The 19,082-nt window shown below is 62.7% G+C and carries 21 protein-coding genes; 15 read left to right on the plus strand and 6 right to left on the minus strand.

The features are described 5' to 3' along the window. Nucleotides 1-9: 9 nt before the first annotated feature. Complete coding sequence (locus AC2T3R_RS12570) at nucleotides 10-867, minus strand: LysR family transcriptional regulator (protein WP_486745226.1); 858 nt, start codon at nucleotides 865-867, stop codon at nucleotides 10-12. 90 nt (nucleotides 868-957) lie between these two features. On the opposite strand from AC2T3R_RS12570, the gene AC2T3R_RS12575 reads away from it, so the two are divergent. The 3 genes from AC2T3R_RS12575 to AC2T3R_RS12585 all read left to right on the plus strand — a co-directional run bounded on the left by AC2T3R_RS12575 (nucleotide 958) and on the right by AC2T3R_RS12585 (nucleotide 3,348). Continuing rightward, complete coding sequence (locus AC2T3R_RS12575) at nucleotides 958-1,371, plus strand: VOC family protein (protein WP_023660900.1); 414 nt, start codon at nucleotides 958-960, stop codon at nucleotides 1,369-1,371. 27 nt (nucleotides 1,372-1,398) lie between these two features. After that, nucleotides 1,399-2,667, plus strand: coding sequence for a cation:dicarboxylate symporter family transporter (locus tag AC2T3R_RS12580; RefSeq protein WP_410952515.1), 1,269 nt, complete (start codon nucleotides 1,399-1,401; stop codon nucleotides 2,665-2,667). A gap of 258 nt (nucleotides 2,668-2,925) precedes the next feature. After that, nucleotides 2,926-3,348, plus strand: coding sequence for an anti-virulence regulator CigR family protein (locus tag AC2T3R_RS12585; RefSeq protein WP_013972524.1), 423 nt, complete (start codon nucleotides 2,926-2,928; stop codon nucleotides 3,346-3,348). Between the two features lie 378 nt (nucleotides 3,349-3,726). Here the strand turns inward: AC2T3R_RS12585 and AC2T3R_RS12590 are convergent, their stop codons facing one another. Next, the gene (locus tag AC2T3R_RS12590) at nucleotides 3,727-3,927 is read right to left on the minus strand and encodes a hypothetical protein (protein ID WP_410952514.1); all 201 of its coding nucleotides are present in this window, start codon (nucleotides 3,925-3,927) and stop codon (nucleotides 3,727-3,729) included. Between the two features lie 161 nt (nucleotides 3,928-4,088). Between AC2T3R_RS12590 and AC2T3R_RS12595 the strand changes: the two genes are divergently transcribed. Continuing rightward, a complete protein-coding gene (locus tag AC2T3R_RS12595) occupies nucleotides 4,089-4,418 on the plus strand; it encodes a hypothetical protein (RefSeq protein ID WP_038409613.1) in 330 nt (109 codons plus the stop codon). A 1-nt stretch (nucleotide 4,419) separates the two neighbouring features. Here AC2T3R_RS12595 and osmE read toward each other — a convergent pair whose 3' ends face one another. Together osmE and AC2T3R_RS12605 are read right to left on the minus strand one after the other, a co-directional pair. Then, the gene (osmE, locus tag AC2T3R_RS12600; RefSeq protein WP_410952512.1) at nucleotides 4,420-4,776 is read right to left on the minus strand and encodes an osmotically-inducible lipoprotein OsmE; all 357 of its coding nucleotides are present in this window, start codon (nucleotides 4,774-4,776) and stop codon (nucleotides 4,420-4,422) included. Between the two features lie 81 nt (nucleotides 4,777-4,857). Then, nucleotides 4,858-6,093: an NADH:flavin oxidoreductase/NADH oxidase family protein gene (locus AC2T3R_RS12605; protein WP_402909529.1), complete on the minus strand. Its 1,236-nt coding sequence runs from the start codon at nucleotides 6,091-6,093 to the stop codon at nucleotides 4,858-4,860. 111 nt (nucleotides 6,094-6,204) lie between these two features. On the opposite strand from AC2T3R_RS12605, the gene AC2T3R_RS12610 reads away from it, so the two are divergent. Next, nucleotides 6,205-6,624, plus strand: a complete 420-nt coding sequence (locus tag AC2T3R_RS12610) for a MerR family transcriptional regulator (protein ID WP_085591134.1) — start codon at nucleotides 6,205-6,207, stop codon at nucleotides 6,622-6,624. A gap of 151 nt (nucleotides 6,625-6,775) precedes the next feature. Here AC2T3R_RS12610 and AC2T3R_RS12615 read toward each other — a convergent pair whose 3' ends face one another. Next, entirely contained in the window at nucleotides 6,776-6,982 is a 207-nt protein-coding gene (locus AC2T3R_RS12615; RefSeq protein ID WP_410952511.1) for a hypothetical protein, read from the minus strand. A gap of 229 nt (nucleotides 6,983-7,211) precedes the next feature. On the opposite strand from AC2T3R_RS12615, the gene AC2T3R_RS12620 reads away from it, so the two are divergent. The 7 genes from AC2T3R_RS12620 to AC2T3R_RS12650 all read left to right on the plus strand — a co-directional run bounded on the left by AC2T3R_RS12620 (nucleotide 7,212) and on the right by AC2T3R_RS12650 (nucleotide 13,643). Continuing rightward, nucleotides 7,212-8,192 (plus strand): quinone oxidoreductase family protein, encoded by a 981-nt coding sequence (locus tag AC2T3R_RS12620; protein ID WP_013972529.1) that lies wholly within the window; start codon nucleotides 7,212-7,214, stop codon nucleotides 8,190-8,192. 13 nt (nucleotides 8,193-8,205) lie between these two features. Beyond that, entirely contained in the window at nucleotides 8,206-9,054 is an 849-nt protein-coding gene (locus AC2T3R_RS12625) for a TauD/TfdA dioxygenase family protein (protein WP_013972530.1), read from the plus strand. A gap of 54 nt (nucleotides 9,055-9,108) precedes the next feature. Continuing rightward, entirely contained in the window at nucleotides 9,109-10,161 is a 1,053-nt protein-coding gene (locus AC2T3R_RS12630) for a beta-keto acid cleavage family enzyme (protein WP_075045141.1), read from the plus strand. 188 nt (nucleotides 10,162-10,349) lie between these two features. Continuing rightward, complete coding sequence (locus AC2T3R_RS12635) at nucleotides 10,350-11,663, plus strand: MFS transporter (protein WP_486745227.1); 1,314 nt, start codon at nucleotides 10,350-10,352, stop codon at nucleotides 11,661-11,663. Then, nucleotides 11,660-12,313, plus strand: a complete 654-nt coding sequence (locus AC2T3R_RS12640) for a DsbA family oxidoreductase (protein ID WP_196184321.1) — start codon at nucleotides 11,660-11,662, stop codon at nucleotides 12,311-12,313. The genes AC2T3R_RS12635 and AC2T3R_RS12640 overlap by 4 nt, the downstream gene beginning before the upstream one ends. Next, complete coding sequence (locus AC2T3R_RS12645; protein WP_039613496.1) at nucleotides 12,310-12,636, plus strand: Rieske (2Fe-2S) protein; 327 nt, start codon at nucleotides 12,310-12,312, stop codon at nucleotides 12,634-12,636. The genes AC2T3R_RS12640 and AC2T3R_RS12645 overlap by 4 nt, the downstream gene beginning before the upstream one ends. Continuing rightward, on the plus strand, nucleotides 12,633-13,643 hold the full coding sequence (locus tag AC2T3R_RS12650) for a YeiH family protein (RefSeq protein ID WP_023660908.1): 1,011 nt from the start codon (nucleotides 12,633-12,635) through the stop codon (nucleotides 13,641-13,643). Before AC2T3R_RS12645 ends, AC2T3R_RS12650 begins: the two co-directional genes overlap by 4 nt. 152 nt (nucleotides 13,644-13,795) lie before the next feature. Here AC2T3R_RS12650 and AC2T3R_RS12655 read toward each other — a convergent pair whose 3' ends face one another. Then, nucleotides 13,796-14,854, minus strand: a complete 1,059-nt coding sequence (locus tag AC2T3R_RS12655; protein ID WP_024087051.1) for an AraC family transcriptional regulator — start codon at nucleotides 14,852-14,854, stop codon at nucleotides 13,796-13,798. A gap of 207 nt (nucleotides 14,855-15,061) precedes the next feature. On the opposite strand from AC2T3R_RS12655, the gene AC2T3R_RS12660 reads away from it, so the two are divergent. From AC2T3R_RS12660 to AC2T3R_RS12670, 3 genes are all read left to right on the plus strand, one after another. Beyond that, a complete protein-coding gene (locus tag AC2T3R_RS12660; RefSeq protein ID WP_486745228.1) occupies nucleotides 15,062-15,640 on the plus strand; it encodes an RBBP9/YdeN family alpha/beta hydrolase in 579 nt (192 codons plus the stop codon). 75 nt (nucleotides 15,641-15,715) lie between these two features. Next, nucleotides 15,716-17,671, plus strand: coding sequence for a DUF1302 domain-containing protein (locus tag AC2T3R_RS12665; protein ID WP_025338999.1), 1,956 nt, complete (start codon nucleotides 15,716-15,718; stop codon nucleotides 17,669-17,671). 38 nt (nucleotides 17,672-17,709) lie between these two features. Next, nucleotides 17,710-19,068 carry a DUF1329 domain-containing protein gene (locus tag AC2T3R_RS12670; RefSeq protein ID WP_039613492.1) on the plus strand — a complete coding sequence of 453 codons (1,359 nt, stop codon included), beginning with the start codon at nucleotides 17,710-17,712 and terminating at the stop codon, nucleotides 19,066-19,068. Nucleotides 19,069-19,082 lie beyond the last annotated feature (14 nt).

Genomic DNA, 19,082 nt, shown 5'->3' on the forward strand with positions numbered 1-19,082 from the left:
GCTGGAGCGTCAGGGCATCAGTACGGATGCCAGCAGCTTGATTGCCGACGTGCGGTGATGGCCGGCACTGTAGGCCAGCACTATGTCGCGGCAGTACCTTGGTTCTTCGCTCAGAATCCGGGCGTTTGGCGATTGCTCCAGCAATGACGGCCATTGCGGTACCAAGGAAACGCCTTGCCCCAGCGACACCAGCAGGCTGATGGCCTCGAGCGCATCCAGGTCGCAAGCCACGCTTGGCGCGAGACCCAGATCGTCCAGATAGCGCTGGGTTATCAGGCCGCCCCAGGAATCGACGGCATATCGGATATAGGGCCCGGTGGCCAGCATTGCCTGCGCTTCAGCCCGGGAGGCTGTGGCAGGTGCCAACAAGCACAGCGGTTCGCTGCGCAACGTGAGCATTCTCAACGATTTTGCTGTCTTGAAGGGTGGCGTAACCAGAATTGCCGCATCCAGTTCCTGATTGATCAGCTTGTCATGGAGCAATTTGGAGTCACCGGGCGTGATGGTGAGCTTGAGGTTGGGCGCGGAGGATGACAACTGCTCCAGTGCTGCCGGTACAAGGCCGGTGAGTGCAGTTGATATGGCGCCAATGCGCAGTTCCCCGGTCAGCGTGTCGGTGTTCAGGTCATTCCTGAGCTGACTGGCATGTTCGACAATGCAACGTATACGTGGCATCAATACCAGCAGCTTGTCTGTCGGCCTGATCGCATGGGCCTGTCTATTGAAGAGTGCACAGCCCAAGTGTTTCTCCATATTGCGAATACGCAAACTTATTGCGGCGGCTGAAACATTTGCTTTCTTTGCCGCACCCGCAATGGAGCCGCATTCGACAACGGATATGAGGCTTTCCAGATTTTGAATGTCCATAAGTAATGCTTATGCTCAGGCCAAGTGTCAGTTGGTGTACATGGATGCCGGGCGGTGTGAGGATAGTGGCTCCGTTCGAGGAGTACCATCATGTTGACACCCTTTCATGTTGCTTATCATGTCAGCGATCTGGATGTGGCAAGAAAATTCTATAAAGAAGTTCTTGGTTGCGTCGAGGGACGTAGCACTGAGACCTGGGTAGACTTCGAGTTTTTTGGTCACCAAATATCTCTGCATGTGGGCAAGCCCTTTGAAACCAGCCGCACTGGCAAGGTCGGCCCGCACCTTGTATTGATGCCTCATATCGGAGTGATATTGCCTCTGGAGCGATGGCAGGCCTTGGCTAAGCGCCTTGAAATTCTGGGCGTGCAGTTCGAAATCCCGCCGGTTGTTCGTTTTGAGGGTGAGCCTGGCGAACAAAGGACAATGTTTTTCCTGGATCCCAGTGGTAACCCGATCGAGATCAAGGGGTTCAAGAACTTTCGTGCAATCTTTGCTTCCTAGTGTTTTATAAAAACAGAGATCAATCCCGTGAGAATAAAAATAAATCTAATCACGCAAATTGCAATTGGTCTGGCTGTCGGTATATGCGTTGGCCTGCTATTGAATCATTTTCCAGATTACAAGGGCTGGTGGATCGAGCAAGTGCTGCAACCGGCGGGTGATGCGTTCATAAAACTGATGAAAATGATCATCGTGCCGCTGGTGTTTTCCTGCATGGTGGTAGGCATAGCCGGCTCCGGCAAGCGCGCCCTGGGGCGGGTGGGAACAAAGAGCCTTGTCTATTTCTTTGCCGTGACCGGGGTCGCAATCATTTTCGGCTTGTTGGTCGGTAACGTGCTCCAGCCAGGCGCCGGTGCGGGGTTCGCCGTTACACCGGCGAGTGGGGCAGTGCCTCCTGTGCAAAATGCTTCGGCAGGGCTCGGCAAGGTACTGTTGGGCATCATTCCTGATAATGTAGTGGCGGCAATGGCGGAGGCTAAGCTGTTATCGGTACTGTTCTTCGCAATCTTGTTCGGGGTGGCACTGTCTACGCTGGATGAACCCAGGAAACAGCCGTTGGTTGCAGTGCTGCAGACGGTAGTGGATACCATGTTCAAGGTCACTCATATGGTCATGGCCTACTCACCGATCGGCATCTTTGCCCTGATAGCTGTCACGGTGTCGACCTTCGGGATTGATTCACTGCTGCCGTTGGCAAAACTGATAGCCATTACTTATGTTGCGGTACTGTTCTTTGCAATTGTCGTGCTGGGCCTTGTTGCCAGGGCTGTTGGCGAGAATATCTTCGAGATCATCAAGGCCTTCAAGGGTGAACTGATACTGGCGTTCAGCAGCGCGAGTTCTGCCACCGTCATGCCGCAATTGATGGCCAAGACCGAAGCACGGGGTGTACCGCGTACGATCACTTCGCTGGTGATCCCGTTGGGCTATTCATTCAACCTGGATGGCGCGTCGCTGTTTGCGGGCCTGGGTACGCTGTTTATCGCGCAGGCCTACAATATTGAACTGGCCTTGGCAGACCAGGTCATGCTGGTATTCATCATGGTATTGACGTCCAAAGGCGCTGCTGGAGTGCCCGGGTTCATGTTTGTCATTCTCACCGCAACCCTGACGGCGGCAGGTTTGCCTTTGGAAGGCGTGGCCTTGATTGCAGGGGTATATCGATTGATGGACATGCCCGTTACGGCATTGAACGTACTCGGCAATGCGCTGGCGCCGATCGTGGTCGCAAAATGGGAAAGCCGCGCTGGAACATTACCGGCTGATGTCGTGGTTATGGAGCAATCATCTCGATAGCAGATGGGCAGGCTCGTTCAGCCAGGCGTTTGGAACGGGAATTGCTGCATCCCTGAAAACCTGCTCATTTGGGGATACGGCCATGTTTCCAGAAGATCTGTACTTCATGTTTTTCTACGCCGTTGCCGTGTTGGCTCTCGATGTGGCAGCCATCATGCTCTATCGGAGTGCCAAGCCCTGACCCGGGTTTGGGGACTTCCACCCTGAACCGGGTTTTGGTCTACAGTGCTGGGACGTCTTCCGTGTAAGGAAACAGCTATGGCAAAGCGTCGATGGGCAGTTATCGCTACCTCGATTGCGCTGGCAGTGGGGCCGGCGCTCACTTATGCCGACCCGGGTAATGGTAAAGGGCAGGGCCACGGCAAGGACAAGGGGCAGCATGGTCAAGGTCACGGGGGCTCGTATGGTGGGCCGTCGATAAACCGTGGCGATGTGCTTGGCATTCTTGACGGGCACCGCAGCTACTGGAGCGCAGGGCCGGCGCTGCCCCCGGGCATTCAGAAGAACCTGGCCCGTGGCAAACCACTGCCGCCGGGTATCGCCAAGAAGCTGGATGGCAGGCTGCTGGGGCAGTTGCCTCATTACGATGGCTATGAATGGATGCAGGCGGGTGCGGACCTGATCCTGGTGGCAGTTGCTACGGGGATCATCTACGAGGTGTTGAACGGCGCACTGGATTGACGTCAGGCGCAGGTGTCAGCGAGCGCCGTCAATTGTAGGAGCGGCCTTGTGTCGCGATGGGCTGCAAAGCAGCCCCCGGCAGGCGACGCGGTGGTTGGCACCGGCTGCGCCGGTGTTCGCGGGTAAACCCGCTCCCACAGTTACAGCGCATGCTTTCGGCAGGTGGGGTCCTTGTGGGAGCGGGCATGCCCGCGAAGCAGGCGACGCGGTGGCAGGCACCGGCTACGCCGGTGTTCGCGGGCGCGCCCGCTCCCACAGGTATGGCGCATTCTTTCGGCTGATGGGGTCCCTGTGGGAGCGGGTTCACCCGCGAAGCAGGCGACGCGGTGGCTGATACCGGCTACGCCAGTGTTCTCGATAGCGCCCGTTCCTCCAAAATCAGGAGTTTTCCTGCACGTTCAGTACTGAACCCTTATCGTCCGTCGCCAGCAAGCCGCTGGAGTGCGTGCCTTCAGTTTGCAGTTCGGCGAGTGGCACATCTGTAGTACGGAAAATACTGCGACCTTGTTCACCAACCTTCAGAGAGATCAGTTTTCCATTCTGATAGAAGAATTGCATTCTGTTGGTGTTCTTTTGCATGGTTAGTGCTCCGAAGGCTATTGGCAGATGCACTTTCCCAGCCTTCACTCACCCAGGCCACTGGCAGAAATATCAGTTGCGGCCTGTGCGAGACTTTGGTTGATTGGTAAGCCATTACAACCCCCGATAGAATGCAGCGTATCCTTGATGGCTAATCGCAAATGTCTATGTTTCGTATCTTTCTCTTCGCCGTGCTGGTCACCGGTGTTGCCGGCTGCGCAACCCCTGGCAAACCCACTGCCAGCAAACTGACTCACAAATCGCCTCAGCAATACGCCGCTTGCGTACTACCCAAATGGCAAGCACTGGCGCCTCAAGCCACGCAGAAATCGATCGCCCACGGCTATCGGCTGACGGCACCCAGCCCCGTGGCATCCGATGATGTGCTGGACGTAGTCGATTCCCACGAGGGCAGCCGCGCGACCTTCTACAAGGGCAGCTTCCTGTCTGGCGACAAATTGCGCCAGGCAGCCAGGGAATGCCTGGACTGACTCAGTAACCCGATCCGCTAGAGCCGCCCATGCTGGGCAGGCGGGCCCTGCGCTGAGCATTGCTCCACTCGGCGCAGGTCATGAAAGCGGTATTGTCCACTTTGCCGGTGCCATCGAAACTTACGCTGTAGGGCTGCCGGTTGTCGGCCTTGGTCAGCATGTAGTCGAAACAGGTGCCGGGCACCACGGTGCGTTCGGTCTCGGCATCGGGCTTGCCGCCTACCTGCATGACTTGGTCTCTGCTCATGCCGTTGGTGACTTTCGCCACCAGCGGCTGGTCGTGGTACAGCGCGGAGTTGGACGAGCAAGCAGAAAGCGCTGCCAGTGCAAGGATCAGCGCTTGAAAGGGTTTGTTCATGGCAGTGCTCCGGTAGAGGACGCCGATGAAGGCAGGTGCTCCCAGCGCGAATGTGCGACCCCTGGCTCTGCGATCACACCATCAATCCGCTCGGCTTTTCATCATACGCCTGTACTGCCGCACCCGCAGTAGCGTGCAGCCTTGCTCCAGCAACAAGGCGCGCAAGGGCGACGCATGCGCCTTGGGCCGGCTGCCGGCCGCCAGGCGGCGCATCTGCAATTTCACCAGGGCCATGTAGGCCAGCGCGGCAAAGGCCTTGCGCTTCCAGCGAATGGGCTGCAGTTCGGCGGTTGCCGTCGGCTCGCCGTTCTGCCAGCGCCGGGGCAGGGCAGGCTCGACTGCCAACGCCGTGGCAATCCCCGCCATGGCCACACCGCTGGCCAGCACCTGCTCGACTACCGGCAACCGCCGGATACCGCCGGTGACCATCACCGGCATCTTCGCGATGGCGGCGATTTCCCGGGCAAACTCCAGGAAGTAGGCCTCGCGAGCCAGGGTGCGCCCATCGCGGGCATCACCCTGCATCGCCGGTGCCTCATAGCTGCCGCCCGACAGCTCCACCAGGTCCACCGGCAATTCATTCAGCCACAGCACTACCTGGCGCGCATCCGCCGGTTCGAAACCGCCGCGCTGGAAATCCGCCGAATTCAGTTTCACTGCCACGGCGAAACCGGGCGAAACCACTTCGCGCACGGCCTTGACCACCTCCAGCAGCAACCGCGCGCGATTTTCCAGGCTGCCACCCCAGCGATCCTGGCGCTGGTTGCTCAGTGGCGAAAGAAACTGGCTGAGCAGGTAACCGTGGGCAGCGTGGATCTGTACGCCACTGAAACCAGCTTCTTCAGCCAGCGCCGCAGTGCGGGCGAAGCGCTGGATCAACGCGCCGATCTCGGCTTCGTCCAGTGCCTTGGGCAAGGGGAACAGCTTGGACAAACCGCCCATGTCCAGAGCAATGGCCGAAGGCGCCACGGTGGGCTGGCCGAGGTTGGCCTGCATCTGCCGGCCCGGGTGGTTGATCTGCATCCAGAACTGCGCGCCGTGGGCGCGGCCGATGCGCGCCCAGTCGCGAAAACGTTGCAGTGGCTGGCTGGCATCGAGCATCACGCCACCCGGGCCGGTCATGGCGCCAGGGTCGACCATCACGTTACCGGTCAGCAACAGCCCGGCACCGCCCTCGGCCCAAGCCTGGTAAAGGCGCAGCAGCTGGTCGGAAGGGGTCTGGTCCGGGTTGGCCAGGTTTTCCTCCATCGCCGCCTTGGCGATGCGGTTGGGGATGACACTGCCATTGGGCAGGTGCAGGGGCTGGAACGGCGTCATGGCGATCTCCGCAAAGGGTTGCCACGCATCGGTTTTTGCGCGCGTGGGCTAGGTTCGGGAGAAGGCTAAGGTTAAAGTCAGCTTTAAGGTCAAGAGGGGAATGCTGCCGCAATGAAAATTGGTGAACTGGCGCGACGCACGGGGCTTAGTGCATCGCGTATCCGCTTTTACGAAGCCAGCGGACTGATTACTGCGCGGCGCCTGGGAAATGGTTATCGGGATTACCCGGAGCAGGTGGTGCGGGCGCTGGAGATCATCACCTGCGGCCAGCAGGCCGGGTTCAGCCTGGAAGAAATGCGCAAACTCACCGATGCCTCCGGGGCTGCGGCGGGTGGGCATGATCTATTGCTGGGCAGCCTCAAGCGCAAGGTGGCGGAGATCGAAGCGATGCAGCAGCGGCTGGCGCACAACCGCGCGCAGTTGCTGGCGGTTATTGCAGGCATGGAAGACAAGCCGCAGGGGATGGATTGCGAGGAGAATGCCCAGCGCCTGATTGCCGGTTGGCAGCAGGGCGAGGCCACGAACACGTAACCCCCTGTAGGAGCGGCCTTGTGTCGCGAAAGGGCCGCAAAGCGGCCCCGGCAATTTGAGTGTTGACGCTGAAATCTCGGGGGCGCTACGCACCCCTTTCGCGACACAAGGCCGCTCCCACAGGGATCGAGCAAGGCTATTGCTTGCGCAGTCAGCCTGCATCACCGCGCTTGTTCATCTGCTCGCACCGCACCTGCGCATCCGACCTGCTTGGATAGCTGGGCTTGAGCCGCTCCTTCGCTTGGTTGTCGTAAATGTCGAACCCCCCACAAACGGTAGCGGCGTAATAGCGGCTACCCACGCGGAACGACTCCTTTTCGATCGGCACAGCGGGAACGATAACGAATCTTGGTTGCATTTTTCGTGCCTCCCCAGGCAGAGACTTAAGTATTAGTCTGGCCATGGATAACCATCAAGGATACTCATGAATAAAACCTCGTTTTGTTGAACGGCAGGTCGACGCCCGTCCTGTCATCAAATGAAAACCCGCTGTCGTCCGATGCGAAGCACCCCGCACACCAAGGGCATACAGTCCAATTACCCAGAACTGACGCCATGCGTCCAGATCGATGATTGGAGAGACAAGCATGTCCAAAGTCGTACGTTTCCATCAGACCGGTGGCCCCGAGGTGCTGCGCTACGAGGACGCCGAGGTCGGCGAGCCCGGCCCGGGGCAGGTGCGCTTGCGCCAGGTGGCTGTGGGCCTGAACTACGCCGATACCTATTTCCGCAACGGCACCTACCCGATCCCGCTGCCCAACGGCATCGGCGTGGAAGCGGCCGGCGTGGTCGAGGCGCTGGGTGAGGGTGTGACCCAGGTGGCGGTCGGTGACCGGGTCACCTACACCGGTTTCCTCAACACCCTGGGCGCCTACTGCACCGAGCGCCTGATCCCCGCGGCCGCGCTGATCAAGCTGCCGGATACCATCGCCTTCGAAACCGCCGCCGCCATGACCATGCGCGGCCTGACCTCGGCCTATCTGCTGCGTCGGCTGCATGACTTCAAACCCGGCGACAGCGTGCTGCTGCATGCCGCTGCTGGCGGGGTCGGCCTGATCGTCGCGCAGTGGGCGCAGCTGCTGGGGCTTAACGTGATCGGCACGGTGTCCACCGAGGCCAAGGCCGAAGTGGCGCGCGCCCATGGCTGCAACCACGTCATCAACTACAGCGTCGAGGACGTTGCCACGCGCGTGCGTGAGCTGACCGACGGGGTGGGGGTGAACGTGGTGTTCGACAGCGTTGGCAAGAACACCTTCATGGGCTCGCTCGATTCGCTCAAGCGCCGCGGCCTGATGGTTTGCGTCGGCACGGCGTCAGGCACCATCCCGCCGTTCGACCCGCAGTTGCTGGCGATCAAGGGCTCGCTGCAGCTCACCCGCCCGGCACTGGCCGACTTCATCGCCGACCCGGCGGAAAAGGCTGACCTGGCCGGTGAGCTGTTCGATCACGTCGGCAGCGGGCGCATCCGTATCGAGATCAACCAGCACTACGCACTGCAGGATGCCGTCCAGGCCCACCGTGACCTGGAAGCGCGCAAGACCACCGGCTCGTCGATCTTCGTCATCTGAAGAGGGCAACAGCATGCACATCGAACAACTGACCTGCGCGATCGGTGCCGAGGTAAGTGGGGTCAACCTGGCCGACGCGATCCACGACGACGACCTGTTCGCCCAGCTTCGCGCGCAGTTGCTCCGGCACCGTGTGCTGTTCCTGCGCGACCAGCACTTCAGCCGCGCCGAACATGTAGCGTTCGCCCGCCGCTTCGGTGACCTGGAGGACCACCCGGTGGCCGGCAGCGACCCGGAGCATCCGGGCCTGGTACAGATCTACAAGCGCCCGGACCAGCCCAACGACCGCTATGAAAATGCCTGGCACACCGACGCCACCTGGCGCGAGGCCCCGCCGATGGGCTGTGTGCTGCGCTGCATCGAATGCCCGCCCGTGGGCGGCGACACGATGTGGGCGAACATGGTGCTGGCCTATGAAAACCTGCCAGGCGATGTGAAGGCCAAGATCGAAGGCCTGCGCGCCCGCCACAGCATCGAGGCGAGCTTTGGCGCCGCCATGCCGCTGGAAAAGCGCCTGGCGCTGAAGGCGCAGTTCCCCGATGCCGAGCACCCGGTGGTGCGCACCCACCCGGAAACCGGCGAGCAGGTGCTGTTCGTCAACGCCTTCACCACCCATTTCAGCAACTACCACACCCCGCAGCGGGTGCGCTTCGGCCAGGACGCCAACCCCGGCGCCAGCGACCTGCTGCGCTACCTCATCAGCCAGGCCTACCTGCCGGAGTACCAGGTGCGCTGGCGCTGGAAGCCCAACAGCGTGGCGATCTGGGACAACCGCAGCACACAGCATTACGCCGTCATGGACTACCCGCCGTGCCATCGCAAGATGGAGCGCGCCGGGATCAAGGGCAGCCCCACGTTCTGAGTTCGTCGCCGTCGCTGGCGGCAACCGCACAATAACAATAGCGAGGACTACAGCATGCAATTCTTCGACGATTCGTTGCACCCGGAAAACATGGAAAAGGTGGTGATCACCGTGGCCCCCTATGGCCCGGAGTGGATGCCCGAAGACTTCCCTGAAGACATTCCCCTGACCATGGACGAGCAGGTGCAGAAGGCTGTCGACTGCTACGAGGCAGGTGCCACCGTACTGCACCTGCACGTGCGCGAACTGGACGGCAAGGGCTCCAAGCGCCTGTCCAAGTTCAACGAGCTGATCGCCGGGGTGCGCGAAGCGGTGCCGGACATGATCATCCAGGTTGGCGGATCGATTTCCTTCGCCCCGGAAAGCGAGGGCGAGGCGGCCAAGTGGCTGTCGGACGACACCCGGCACATGCTCGCCGAGCTGACGCCGCGCCCCGACCAGGTGACCGTGGCCATCAACACCACGCAGATGAACATCATGGAGTTGCTGTACCCCGAGTACCTGGAAGGCACCTCGCTGGCCAGCCCGGCGATTCATGCCGCCTACAGCGAAATGACCGTGCCGGCCGGCCCGGCCTGGGTCCGCGAGCACCTGCGCCGCCTGCAGGCCAGCAACATCCAGCCGCATTTCCAGCTGACCGGCATGCATGCCCTGGAGACGCTCGAGCGCATCGTGCGTCGCGGTGACTACATGGGCCCGCTGAACCTGACCTGGATCGGCATCGGCGGCGGTTTCGACGGCCCCAACCCGTTCAACTTCTTCAACTTCATCCACCGCGCGCCGGACGGCTGCACCCTGACCGCCGAATCGTTGCTGAAGAACGTGCTGCCGTTCAACACCATGGCCCTGGCCATGGGCTTGCACCCACGCTGCGGTAACGAAGACACCATCATCGACCAGCATGGCAAGCGCTTCACCTCGGTGCAGCAGATCCAGCAGACCGTGCGTGTGGCCCATGAGCTGGGCCGCGAGATTGCCAGCGGCAAGGAAGCACGCGCCATCTACCGCATCGGGCAGCAGTACGACAGCATCGAGCAGACCCTCGAGGCCAACGGCATGGCGCCGAATCGCCAGCCGGGTGTGAAGGGCGTGCCGCAGCGCGGCTGATGCTGGTACGGCAGGCCTGGCCTCTTCGCGGGCATGCCCGCTCCCACAGGTGCGGCATTGGCCCAAAGGTCGACGCAGTCCCTGTGGGAGCGGGCGAGCCCGCGAAGAGGCCCGCAAAAGCAACATGAATGTTGGCTGTAGTCCATAACAACAAGAACAACCTCACGCCCCGCACCCAAGGAGGCAACATGGCCACCTATCTCGCCAGTGCCGAAGATTCCGGCACCGACACCGCCCACAGCGTCCCTCGGCGTTATGCCTGGGTGGTCTTCGCCCTGACCTTTGGCCTGTTGATCTCCGACTACATGTCGCGCCAGGTGCTCAATGCGGTTTTCCCGCTGCTCAAGGGCGAATGGGCATTGAGCGACAGCCAGCTCGGCCTGCTCAGCGGTATCGTCGCGCTGATGGTCGGCCTGCTGACCTTCCCGCTGTCGCTGCTGGCCGACCGCTTCGGCCGGGTGCGCAGCCTGGTGCTGATGGCAGTACTGTGGAGCCTGGCCACCCTCGGCTGCGCCCTGGCGGAAAACTACCCGCAAATGTTCGTCGCGCGGTTTCTGGTGGGGGTGGGCGAGGCTGCCTACGGCAGTGTCGGCATCGCCGTGGTGGTCGCCGTGTTCCCCCGCGATATGCGCTCGACCCTGGCCGGGACGTTCATGGCCGGTGGCATGTTCGGCTCGGTGCTGGGCATGGCCCTGGGCGGTGTACTGGCCCAGCACCTGGGCTGGCGCTGGGCATTCGCCGGCATGGCGCTGTTCGGCCTGGTGCTGGCGATGCTGTACCCGCTGATCGTCAAGGAGGCACGTATTGCGCCTCGATGCGCGCAGCACTTGCAAGGCAGGGCCGGCCGCCCGCTGCGCACCCTGTACAGCAGCCGTTCGGTCATCGCGGCCTACGTCGGCAGCGGGCTGCAGCTGTTCGTCGGCGGCACCGTGATCGTGTGGATGCCCAGCTACCTGAACCGCTATTACGCCATGGGCACCGACCGCGCCGGGGCGATTGCCGCAGTCATCGTGCTGTGCAGCGGTATCGGCATGATCCTCTGCGCCATGCTCTGCGACCGCCTCGGGCGGCAGCGCCCGGACCGCAAGATCAGCCTTGCCATCGCCTACTGCCTGGGCAGTTGCGCGCTGTTGTCCATCGCCTTCGCACTACCGGCCGGCACCGCCCAACTGGTACTGATCTGCCTGGGCATGATGATCGCCGCCGGCACCAACGGCCCGTCCAGTGCCATGGTCGCCAACCTCACCCACGCCTCGGTGCACGGCACCGCGTTTGCCACCCTGACCCTGGCCAACAACCTGTTGGGCCTGGCGACCGGGCCGCTGATCACCGGGCGCGTTTCCGACCTGATCGGCTTGCATGCCGCCTTCCAGCTGGTACCGCTGATGAGCATCGGCGCGGCGGCAGTGTTTTTCCTTGCCAAACGTCATTACCACCGCGACATGGAGCGTCTGCATGCACTGGCAGGCGACGCTGCCGCACCCCGGGAGTTGAAACCGTGAAACAGCTGTTGTCCGTCGAAGTGTTCTTCGATTTCGTCTGCCCCTGGTGCCTGATTGGCCAGCGACACCTGCAGGCCGCGCTCTTGCACTTGCAGCGCGAACAGCCGCAAGTGCAGGTACAACTGCAATGGCGAGGTGTGCAGTTGTTGCCTGGCTTGCCAGCCAGTGGCGTGCCGTTCCATGCCTTCTATCTGCAACGCCTGGGCAGCGAGGAAGCGGTACGTGAGCGCCAGGCCCAGGTGCGCGCCGCTGCCCGCGTGGTGGGCGAGGACATCGACTTCTCGCGTATTCGCCGCATGCCCAACACCGGCAATGCCCATCGGCTGCTGCAACGTGCTGCTCAGTTGCTCCAAGCAGGGCAACTGGAAGCCTTGCTGGCACAGCTGTTCATCGCCTATTTCCACCAGGGGCGCGACCTGGGGGATAGCCGCACCTTGCTCGACATCGCCCAATGTTGCGGGCTGGAAACCGTGCAGGTTGTCGACTGCCTGCGTGACGACGGCAGCCCGTTCCTCGATGGGGCAGGGCGCGCCGGCAGTGCAGTGCCTCGTTTTCGTTTCAATCAAGGGCCGCTCATTGCTGGTGCGCAGCCTGCCGAGGTGCTGTATGCGGCCATGACCGAAGCGCTGCAAGAGGTCGAGAGGGCATGACCCGGCGCATTGCATTGGCCCCCCATCAGGTGCCGGAACGTGACGGCCGTGTGCTGTTGGCCTGCGAAGGGCGCAGCGTGGCGCTGTTCAACGTTGCCGACTCGCTCTATGCCATTGACGACAGCTGCCCGCACCAGGGCGCGTCGTTGTGTGGCGGCCGGCTGGAAGGCCGTGTCATCCAGTGCTGCGCGCATGGCCTGCGCTTTGACCTGGCCAGCGGCTACCTGGTCAATTCCAGGGCCTTGAAGGTTGCCAGCTACCCGGTCGAGCAGCAGGGCGGGCAGGTTTACATCGTGTTTGACTGTGAGGAAGCGGGGCAATGAATACACTGGCACTTGGCGCTACCCATCAGCGTATCCGCACCCTCGCCCCGGGGGTGGTGGTCAGCCTTATCGTCGGTGCGGCCGCCAGTTTCCTCAGTGAGCATTACGCGGCGCCGGTCATGCTGTTTGCCTTGTTACTGGGGATGGCGCTGAACTTTCTCGCGGTCGATGGCCCCTGCAAAGCCGGTATCGAATTTACCGCCCGCACGGTACTGCGCCTGGGCGTGGCGTTACTTGGCATGCGCATCACCCTGGACCAGATCGCCAGCCTGGGCTGGAAGCCCGTGGCCCTGGTCGTGACCCTGGTGGTGGTGACCATCCTGGTTTCGGTGGTGGTGGCCAAGGCGCTGGGTTTTTCACGGCTGTTTGGCATGCTCACCGGCGGTGCCACGGCCATTTGCGGTGCCTCGGCGGCGCTGGCGCTGGCAGCTGCCTTGCCCCAGCACCCGCGCAAGGAGCATGCAACGCTGTTTACCGTGATCGGCGTGTCGGCGCTGTCGACCCTGGCGATGATCCTGTACCCGATGATTGCCCAGTGGCTGCACCTGTCCCCAGCCCAGGCTGGGGTGTTCCTCGGTGCGACCATCCACGACGTGGCGCAGGTGGTGGGCGCGGGCTACAGCATGTCTACCGAGACCGGCGACATCGCCACCGTGGTCAAGCTGATGCGGGTGGCCATGCTGTTGCCGGTCATTGTCTGCGCGGCCATGATCACCCGGCGCCAGGGCCTCGAAGCAGGCGGGCAGCGGCCGCCCTTGTTGCCATGGTTCGCGGTCGGCTTCCTGCTGCTGGCGTGCGTCAACAGCACAGGCTGGGTACCCGCCGCGGTGCAAGGCGGTATCAACGACCTGTCGCGCGGCTGCCTGGTGGTGGCGATCAGTGCCCTGGGCATGAAAACCCAACTCAAGGCGCTGGCCTCGGTCGGGGTGAAACCCATTGCGCTGATGGTGGGGGAGAGCGTGTTTCTTGTGCTTTTGGTGCTGGCGTTGATGCACTGGGGCCTCTAGAAAGTGACCGTAGGTGACAACACTCCGCGGCGCCTGCTTCGCGGGCATGCCCGCTCCCACAGGGCTCGCGCTGGGTCGAGGGTTTGTAACATACCTGTTCTGGCCTCATCGCCGGCAAGCCAGCTCCCACAGGGATAGCGCATGGCTTGAGGTCAATACGGTCGAGGTGGGAGCTGGCTTGCCGGCGATGGGCTGCATGGCAGCCCCAATGGGTCAGCCCGCTGTGCCCGCCAACTGGCCGGCGGCATGCCGAACTGGGCGATAAACCAGCGGGTGAACGAACTGGGCATCGAATAACCCAGCATGTCGGCGATACGCCCCAGCGAATAGCCGGGGTTTTCCAGGTAGCGCATCACCAGGTCACGGCGCACGCTGTTGATCAGGTCCTTGAAGGTCAACCCGCTTTCTTCCAGGCGCCGCTGCAGGGTGCGCACGTTCATGCCCTGGGTCTGTGCCACCTGTTCGATGGTGGCGCGGCCCATGGGCAGCAGCAGGTAGATGGTCTTGCGCAACTCCAGCTCCAGGGACGGCGTGCCGCCCGCCGGCAGGCTGTCCAGATAGCGCTGCGCCAGGCGCGCCATGGCCTCGTTGGCCTGCGGGCTGGCGCTGTCGAGGTCGGCGGCCGGGCAGACAATACCGTTGAACTCGCTGCCGAACACCAGCGTGCAGCCGAAAATGCGCCGGTGGGTGGCCAGGTCGGCGGGAGGCGCGTGGGTGAAGTTGGCGCTGATCGGGTGCCAATGCGCACCTAGCAGCGCCGCGCACAGGCGCATCATCACGCCGATCGCCAGCTCGGTGGCCTGGCGGCTGCAGGGCGCGCGTTCGTTGATCACCTCCTCACGGATGACCACGGTCTTGCCGGCTTCCTCGATATGAATGGCCAGGGCGTCATTGAGCAAGTGACGGTACTGCACGATCACCTGCAGCGCATCACGCAGGGTGCGTTGGTGGCTGAGCAGCAGGCTGATTTCGCCGAAGTCCGACAGTTGCCGCAACTCGGCCATGCGCAGGCCGAAGCTTTCGCAGCGGGTGGCGCTGGCGGAGGCTTCCAGCAAAGCGATGACGCTGGCAACCGGAATACGCCGATTGGGGTCTTCGAGCAACGCGGCGCTGAGGCCAACCTGTGCCAACAGCGCATGGGGATTGAGGCCCAGGTGGCGGGACACCTCAAGGTAATTGGTCAAGCTGGCGGCACGGACTAGGGCAGGCATCTTTGGTTGTTTTCCATGCGGTTTCTTGTTGTTGGGTATGCCGACATGCGTTTTGTGTTTTATAGCCTGCGTGTCATGAATTGAAAAGCAAAGCCCCGTCATGGCCATTGTCATCAAATGAAAAGCCCCTGACGCCCAATGTGAAGCACCCGGTGGGTGGGCTGTTTACTGTGAACCTCAAGAGCTACACCGCACACGAGGTTCACCGTGGAAAAACTGCAAACCACCGCCACCGTGCTGATCGTCCCCGGCCTGCGCGACCATGTTGCCGAACACTGGCAGACCCTGCTCGCAGGCCGCCTGGCCAAGGTGCGCAGCGTGCCGCCGCTGCAGGTCGACGGCCTGAGCTGCACAGCCCGGGTCGAGGCGATCCAGCGCGAGCTGGACCAGATCGAGGGTGAAGTGATTCTGGTGGCGCACAGCGCTGGCGTGCTGATGGTCGCCCACTGGGCGGCGCGCTACCGGCGGCCGATCAAGGGTGCATTGCTGGCGGCGCCGCCCGACCTGAACGCGCCATGGCCGGCCCACTACCCAAGCCCAGCCAGCCTGGCCGAGCACGGCTGGTCGCCATTGCCCCAGGCGCCGCTGCCGTTCCCCAGCATTGTCGCGGCCAGCAGCAACGACCACCTGGCCAGCTTTGCCGCAGCCAGCGCCCTGGCCCATGGCTGGGGTAGCGAACTGGTCGCACTGGGGGCCGTCGGCCACCTCAACCCGGCCTCCGGCTTCGGCCCCTGGCCGCAGGCCGAGGCCTTCATCCAGCGACTGGACCAGCCCAACCTGCAATAGCGCATGGACGCCCCAGCCACGCTCGCAAAAGACGGGCGGCGAAAAAAAACAATAACAATACGTGGAGCCATCGTAATGCCAGAACACCGCATTTACCGTGCTGTGAAACCACAGCGCTGCCTGCTTGCCTGCGCCATCGGCCTGCTCACGCTGCCCGCCGCCCAGGCGTTCGAAGTCGATACCGGTAATGAAAACTGGGCCGTGCGCTTCGACAACACCGTCAAGTACAACTACGGCGTACGCACCGAAAGCGCCGACAAGCGCATGCTGGGCACGCCCAACAGCAACGACGGTGACTACAACTTCCGCAAGGCCGGCACCAACATCACCAACCGGGTCGACCTGCTGACCGAACTGGATGTGGTCTACCAAGGCAACACCGGCTTCCGCGTCAGCACCGCCAGCTGGTACGACAAGGCCTATGACAACACCGGCTCCAACAGCAACCCGTTCGTCAACGGCAACGGTGACCAGTCCGGCATCAACCCCAGCCTCAATGGCCTGCCTGGCACTGGTGTGCCGCTGGGCAGCCCGCACCTGAGCAACTACGCCCAGCGTTACTACAGCGGCCCGTCCGGTGAAGTGCTGGATGCCTTCGTGTTCTTCAGCCGTGAAGTCGGCGAGGCCTCGCAGGTCAGCGCCAAGTTGGGCCAGCACAACCTGTTCTGGGGTGAAACCCTGCTCAACCCGGTGCACTCGTTGAGCTACGGCCAGTCGGGCCTGGACCTGGCCAAGCTGGCCGCCTCGCCGGGCACCGAGGCCAAGGAGCTGTTCGTGCCGCGCAACCAGCTGTCGACCTCGTTCCTGGTCAATTCCGAACTGACCCTGGGCGCCCAGTACTTCTTCGACTGGGACGCCGCCCGCCTGCCCGAAGCCGGTACCTACTATGGCGGCTCGGACGTGGTAGGCGAGGGCGCCCAAAGCTTCCTGCTCGGCCACACCGGCACCCCCGGGCTGATCCCGGTGCGCGGTGCGCTGACCACCATCCGCCGTGGCCATGACCTGAACCCGGGCAAGAGCGGCGACTGGGGCATCATGGCCAAGTGGTCGCCCGAGTGGCTGGGCGGCACTCTCGGTTTCTACTACCGCAAGACCTCCGAGATCCTCCCGCAGGCCTGGCTCGACGCGCGCGGCATGACCGTCGCCAACGGCCCGTTCGGCAACCCGCCGGGCAGCCGCCAAGGTGCAGTCGGCAACCTGTACAACTCGCTGCAAAGCACTACCTACCAGTTCGCCTACTCCGACGACATCGACATCTATGGCCTGAGCCTGTCCAAGGATGTGGGTGGCATCAGTGTCGGCAGCGACCTGAACATCCGCCACAACATGCCGCTGGCGAGCATCCCGGCAATCGTCAGCGCCCCCGGCCAGGGTGGCCTGGGCGGCGGCTTCGGCCTGCTGCCGGCACGCCTGCCCAGCAGCGGGGTGATCTACGACGTACCCAAGGATGGCGACGGCCTGAGCGCCACCGGCGACACCCTGCACTGGACCTTGAACGGCCTGATGACCATTGGCGATACGCCGCTGTTCGATTCGGCAACCCTGCTTGGCGAGCTGTTCTACAGCAACCTGCTCAAGCTCGATAGCCACAACGAGGCCTTGTACAAGGGCAAGAGCAGTTACCGCGGCATCGACAAGGCCACCCGCGACAACTGGGGCATCGCGGTCAACTTCACCCCCACCTGGTACCAGGTGCTGCCGGGCATGGACCTGAGCATGCCGCTGTCGGTCAACGTCGGCCTCGACGGCGTGTCGCCGGTGCAAGGCGGCGGCGCCGAGAACACTGGCAACTATGCGGTGGGTGTGAGCGCCGCGATCTACAACCAGTACTTCGTCGACCTCAAGTACGTCGACAGTTTCGGTGAGACCAAGGCCTGCAAGGACGGCCAGACCGACGGCAGCACCCCCAACGCCCTGGACGGCGAACAGGATTACACCTGCTACGGCGGCGGCTACGCCTCCTTCTCCGGCGGTGGTGCCACCACCGAGGACCGTGGCGCCCTTTACCTGACCGTCAAGACGACCTTCTGAGTCATGTTTCCTACAGCCTACACAGGAAGACAACCATCATGAATTTCGTACGTACCCTGCTGGCCTCGTGCCTGTCGCTGGCCGCCCTGAATGCTGCCCAGGCCGCCGTTTCCACTGACCAGGCCGCGCGCCTGGGCACCAGCCTGACCGCCATCGGCGCGGAAAAGGCCGGCAATGCCGATGGCTCCATCCCGGCCTACCAGGGCGGCCTGCTGACGCCGCCAGCCAGCTACCAGAGCGGCGCCAGCATGCGCCCCGACCCGTTCGCCAGCGACAAGCCGCTGCTGGTCATCGATGGCAAGAACGCCGAGCAGTACAAGGGCCAGCTGACTGCCACCACCCTGGAACTGCTCAAGCGCTACCCCAGCTACCGCGTCGATGTATACCCGACCCACCGTAGCGTGGCGCTGCCGCAAGCGGTACTGGACAACACCCGCAAGAACGCCACTGCCGCCAACAGCAAGGAGGGCGGCACGGCGGTGGACAACGTGCTGCCGGGTATCCCGTTCCCCATTCCGCAGAACGGCGCCGAGGCCATGTGGAACTTCCTGCTGCGCTATCAGGGCGTGAGCATGACTGCCAAGTACGACTCTTGGAACGTCGACGCTGCCGGCAAGCCATCGCTGTCGACCACCGGCCAGGCCAATATCAGCTACCCGATCTACGAGGACATGACCAAGCCGATCGGTGCCAAGGACACCTACTACCAGATGAAACTGGTGTACACCGGGCCCGCACGCCGTGCCGGCGAAGCGATGATGCTGCGTGATGCCGCCAACCCGCTGGTGCAGCCACGCAGCGCCTGGCAGTACCTGCCGGGCCAGCGCCGGGTCAAGCTGGCACCGAACCTCGCCTACGACACGCCCAACCCGGGCACTTCGGGTTCGGGTACCTACGATGACGTGTTCGTCTTCAACGGTGCGCTGGACCGCTACGACTGGACCCTGGTCGGCAAGCAGGAAATGTACGTGCCGTACAACACCTACCAGCTGACCTACAACACCGACGTCAAGCAGGTGATCACCCCCAATCACCTGGCGCCACAGTTCGTGCGTTGGGAGAAGCACCGGGTGTGGGTGGTGGAAGGCAAGCTCAAGGACGGTGCGCGCCATATCTATCACAAGCGCCGCTTCTACCTCGACGAAGACAGCTGGATCGCCCTGGCCTCGGACCAGTACGACGCCCGTGGCCAGCTGTACCGCGGCTCGTTCGCCTTCCTCACCCAGAGCTATGACAAGCAGACCCCGGACGCCACGCCGTTCATGATCTACGACCTGATCGGCGGCACCTATAACCTCAATGGCGTGGTCGGTGCCTACGGCGGCATCCGCTATATCGACCCACTGTCGAAAACCCAGTGGTCGCCCGAGTCGCTGGCCGGCAACGGCATTCGCTGAACGCACGGAGCAGA

Source organism: Pseudomonas sp. PVC-5-1 (genome assembly GCF_057444345.1).

Bases quoted from the DNA above. Each gene is read 5' to 3' on its own strand.
- osmE (WP_410952512.1), bottom strand. From the start codon at position 4,776: ATGAACAAACCCTTTCAAGCGCTGATCCTTGCACTGGCAGCGCTTTCT.
- AC2T3R_RS12625 (WP_013972530.1), top strand. From the start codon at position 8,206: ATGCACATCGAACAACTGACCTGCGCGATCGGTGCCGAGGTAAGTGGG.
- AC2T3R_RS12570 (WP_486745226.1), bottom strand. From the start codon at position 867: ATGGACATTCAAAATCTGGAAAGCCTCATATCCGTTGTCGAATGCGGC.
- AC2T3R_RS12665 (WP_025338999.1), top strand. From the start codon at position 15,716: ATGCCAGAACACCGCATTTACCGTGCTGTGAAACCACAGCGCTGCCTG.
- AC2T3R_RS12595 (WP_038409613.1), top strand. From the start codon at position 4,089: ATGTCTATGTTTCGTATCTTTCTCTTCGCCGTGCTGGTCACCGGTGTT.
- AC2T3R_RS12610 (WP_085591134.1), top strand. From the start codon at position 6,205: ATGAAAATTGGTGAACTGGCGCGACGCACGGGGCTTAGTGCATCGCGT.
- AC2T3R_RS12630 (WP_075045141.1), top strand. From the start codon at position 9,109: ATGCAATTCTTCGACGATTCGTTGCACCCGGAAAACATGGAAAAGGTG.
- AC2T3R_RS12590 (WP_410952514.1), bottom strand. From the start codon at position 3,927: ATGCAAAAGAACACCAACAGAATGCAATTCTTCTATCAGAATGGAAAA.
- AC2T3R_RS12585 (WP_013972524.1), top strand. From the start codon at position 2,926: ATGGCAAAGCGTCGATGGGCAGTTATCGCTACCTCGATTGCGCTGGCA.
- AC2T3R_RS12655 (WP_024087051.1), bottom strand. From the start codon at position 14,854: ATGCCTGCCCTAGTCCGTGCCGCCAGCTTGACCAATTACCTTGAGGTG.
- AC2T3R_RS12670 (WP_039613492.1), top strand. From the start codon at position 17,710: ATGAATTTCGTACGTACCCTGCTGGCCTCGTGCCTGTCGCTGGCCGCC.
- AC2T3R_RS12615 (WP_410952511.1), bottom strand. From the start codon at position 6,982: ATGCAACCAAGATTCGTTATCGTTCCCGCTGTGCCGATCGAAAAGGAG.
- AC2T3R_RS12650 (WP_023660908.1), top strand. From the start codon at position 12,633: ATGAATACACTGGCACTTGGCGCTACCCATCAGCGTATCCGCACCCTC.
- AC2T3R_RS12620 (WP_013972529.1), top strand. From the start codon at position 7,212: ATGTCCAAAGTCGTACGTTTCCATCAGACCGGTGGCCCCGAGGTGCTG.
- AC2T3R_RS12575 (WP_023660900.1), top strand. From the start codon at position 958: ATGTTGACACCCTTTCATGTTGCTTATCATGTCAGCGATCTGGATGTG.
- AC2T3R_RS12645 (WP_039613496.1), top strand. From the start codon at position 12,310: ATGACCCGGCGCATTGCATTGGCCCCCCATCAGGTGCCGGAACGTGAC.
- AC2T3R_RS12635 (WP_486745227.1), top strand. From the start codon at position 10,350: ATGGCCACCTATCTCGCCAGTGCCGAAGATTCCGGCACCGACACCGCC.
- AC2T3R_RS12605 (WP_402909529.1), bottom strand. From the start codon at position 6,093: ATGACGCCGTTCCAGCCCCTGCACCTGCCCAATGGCAGTGTCATCCCC.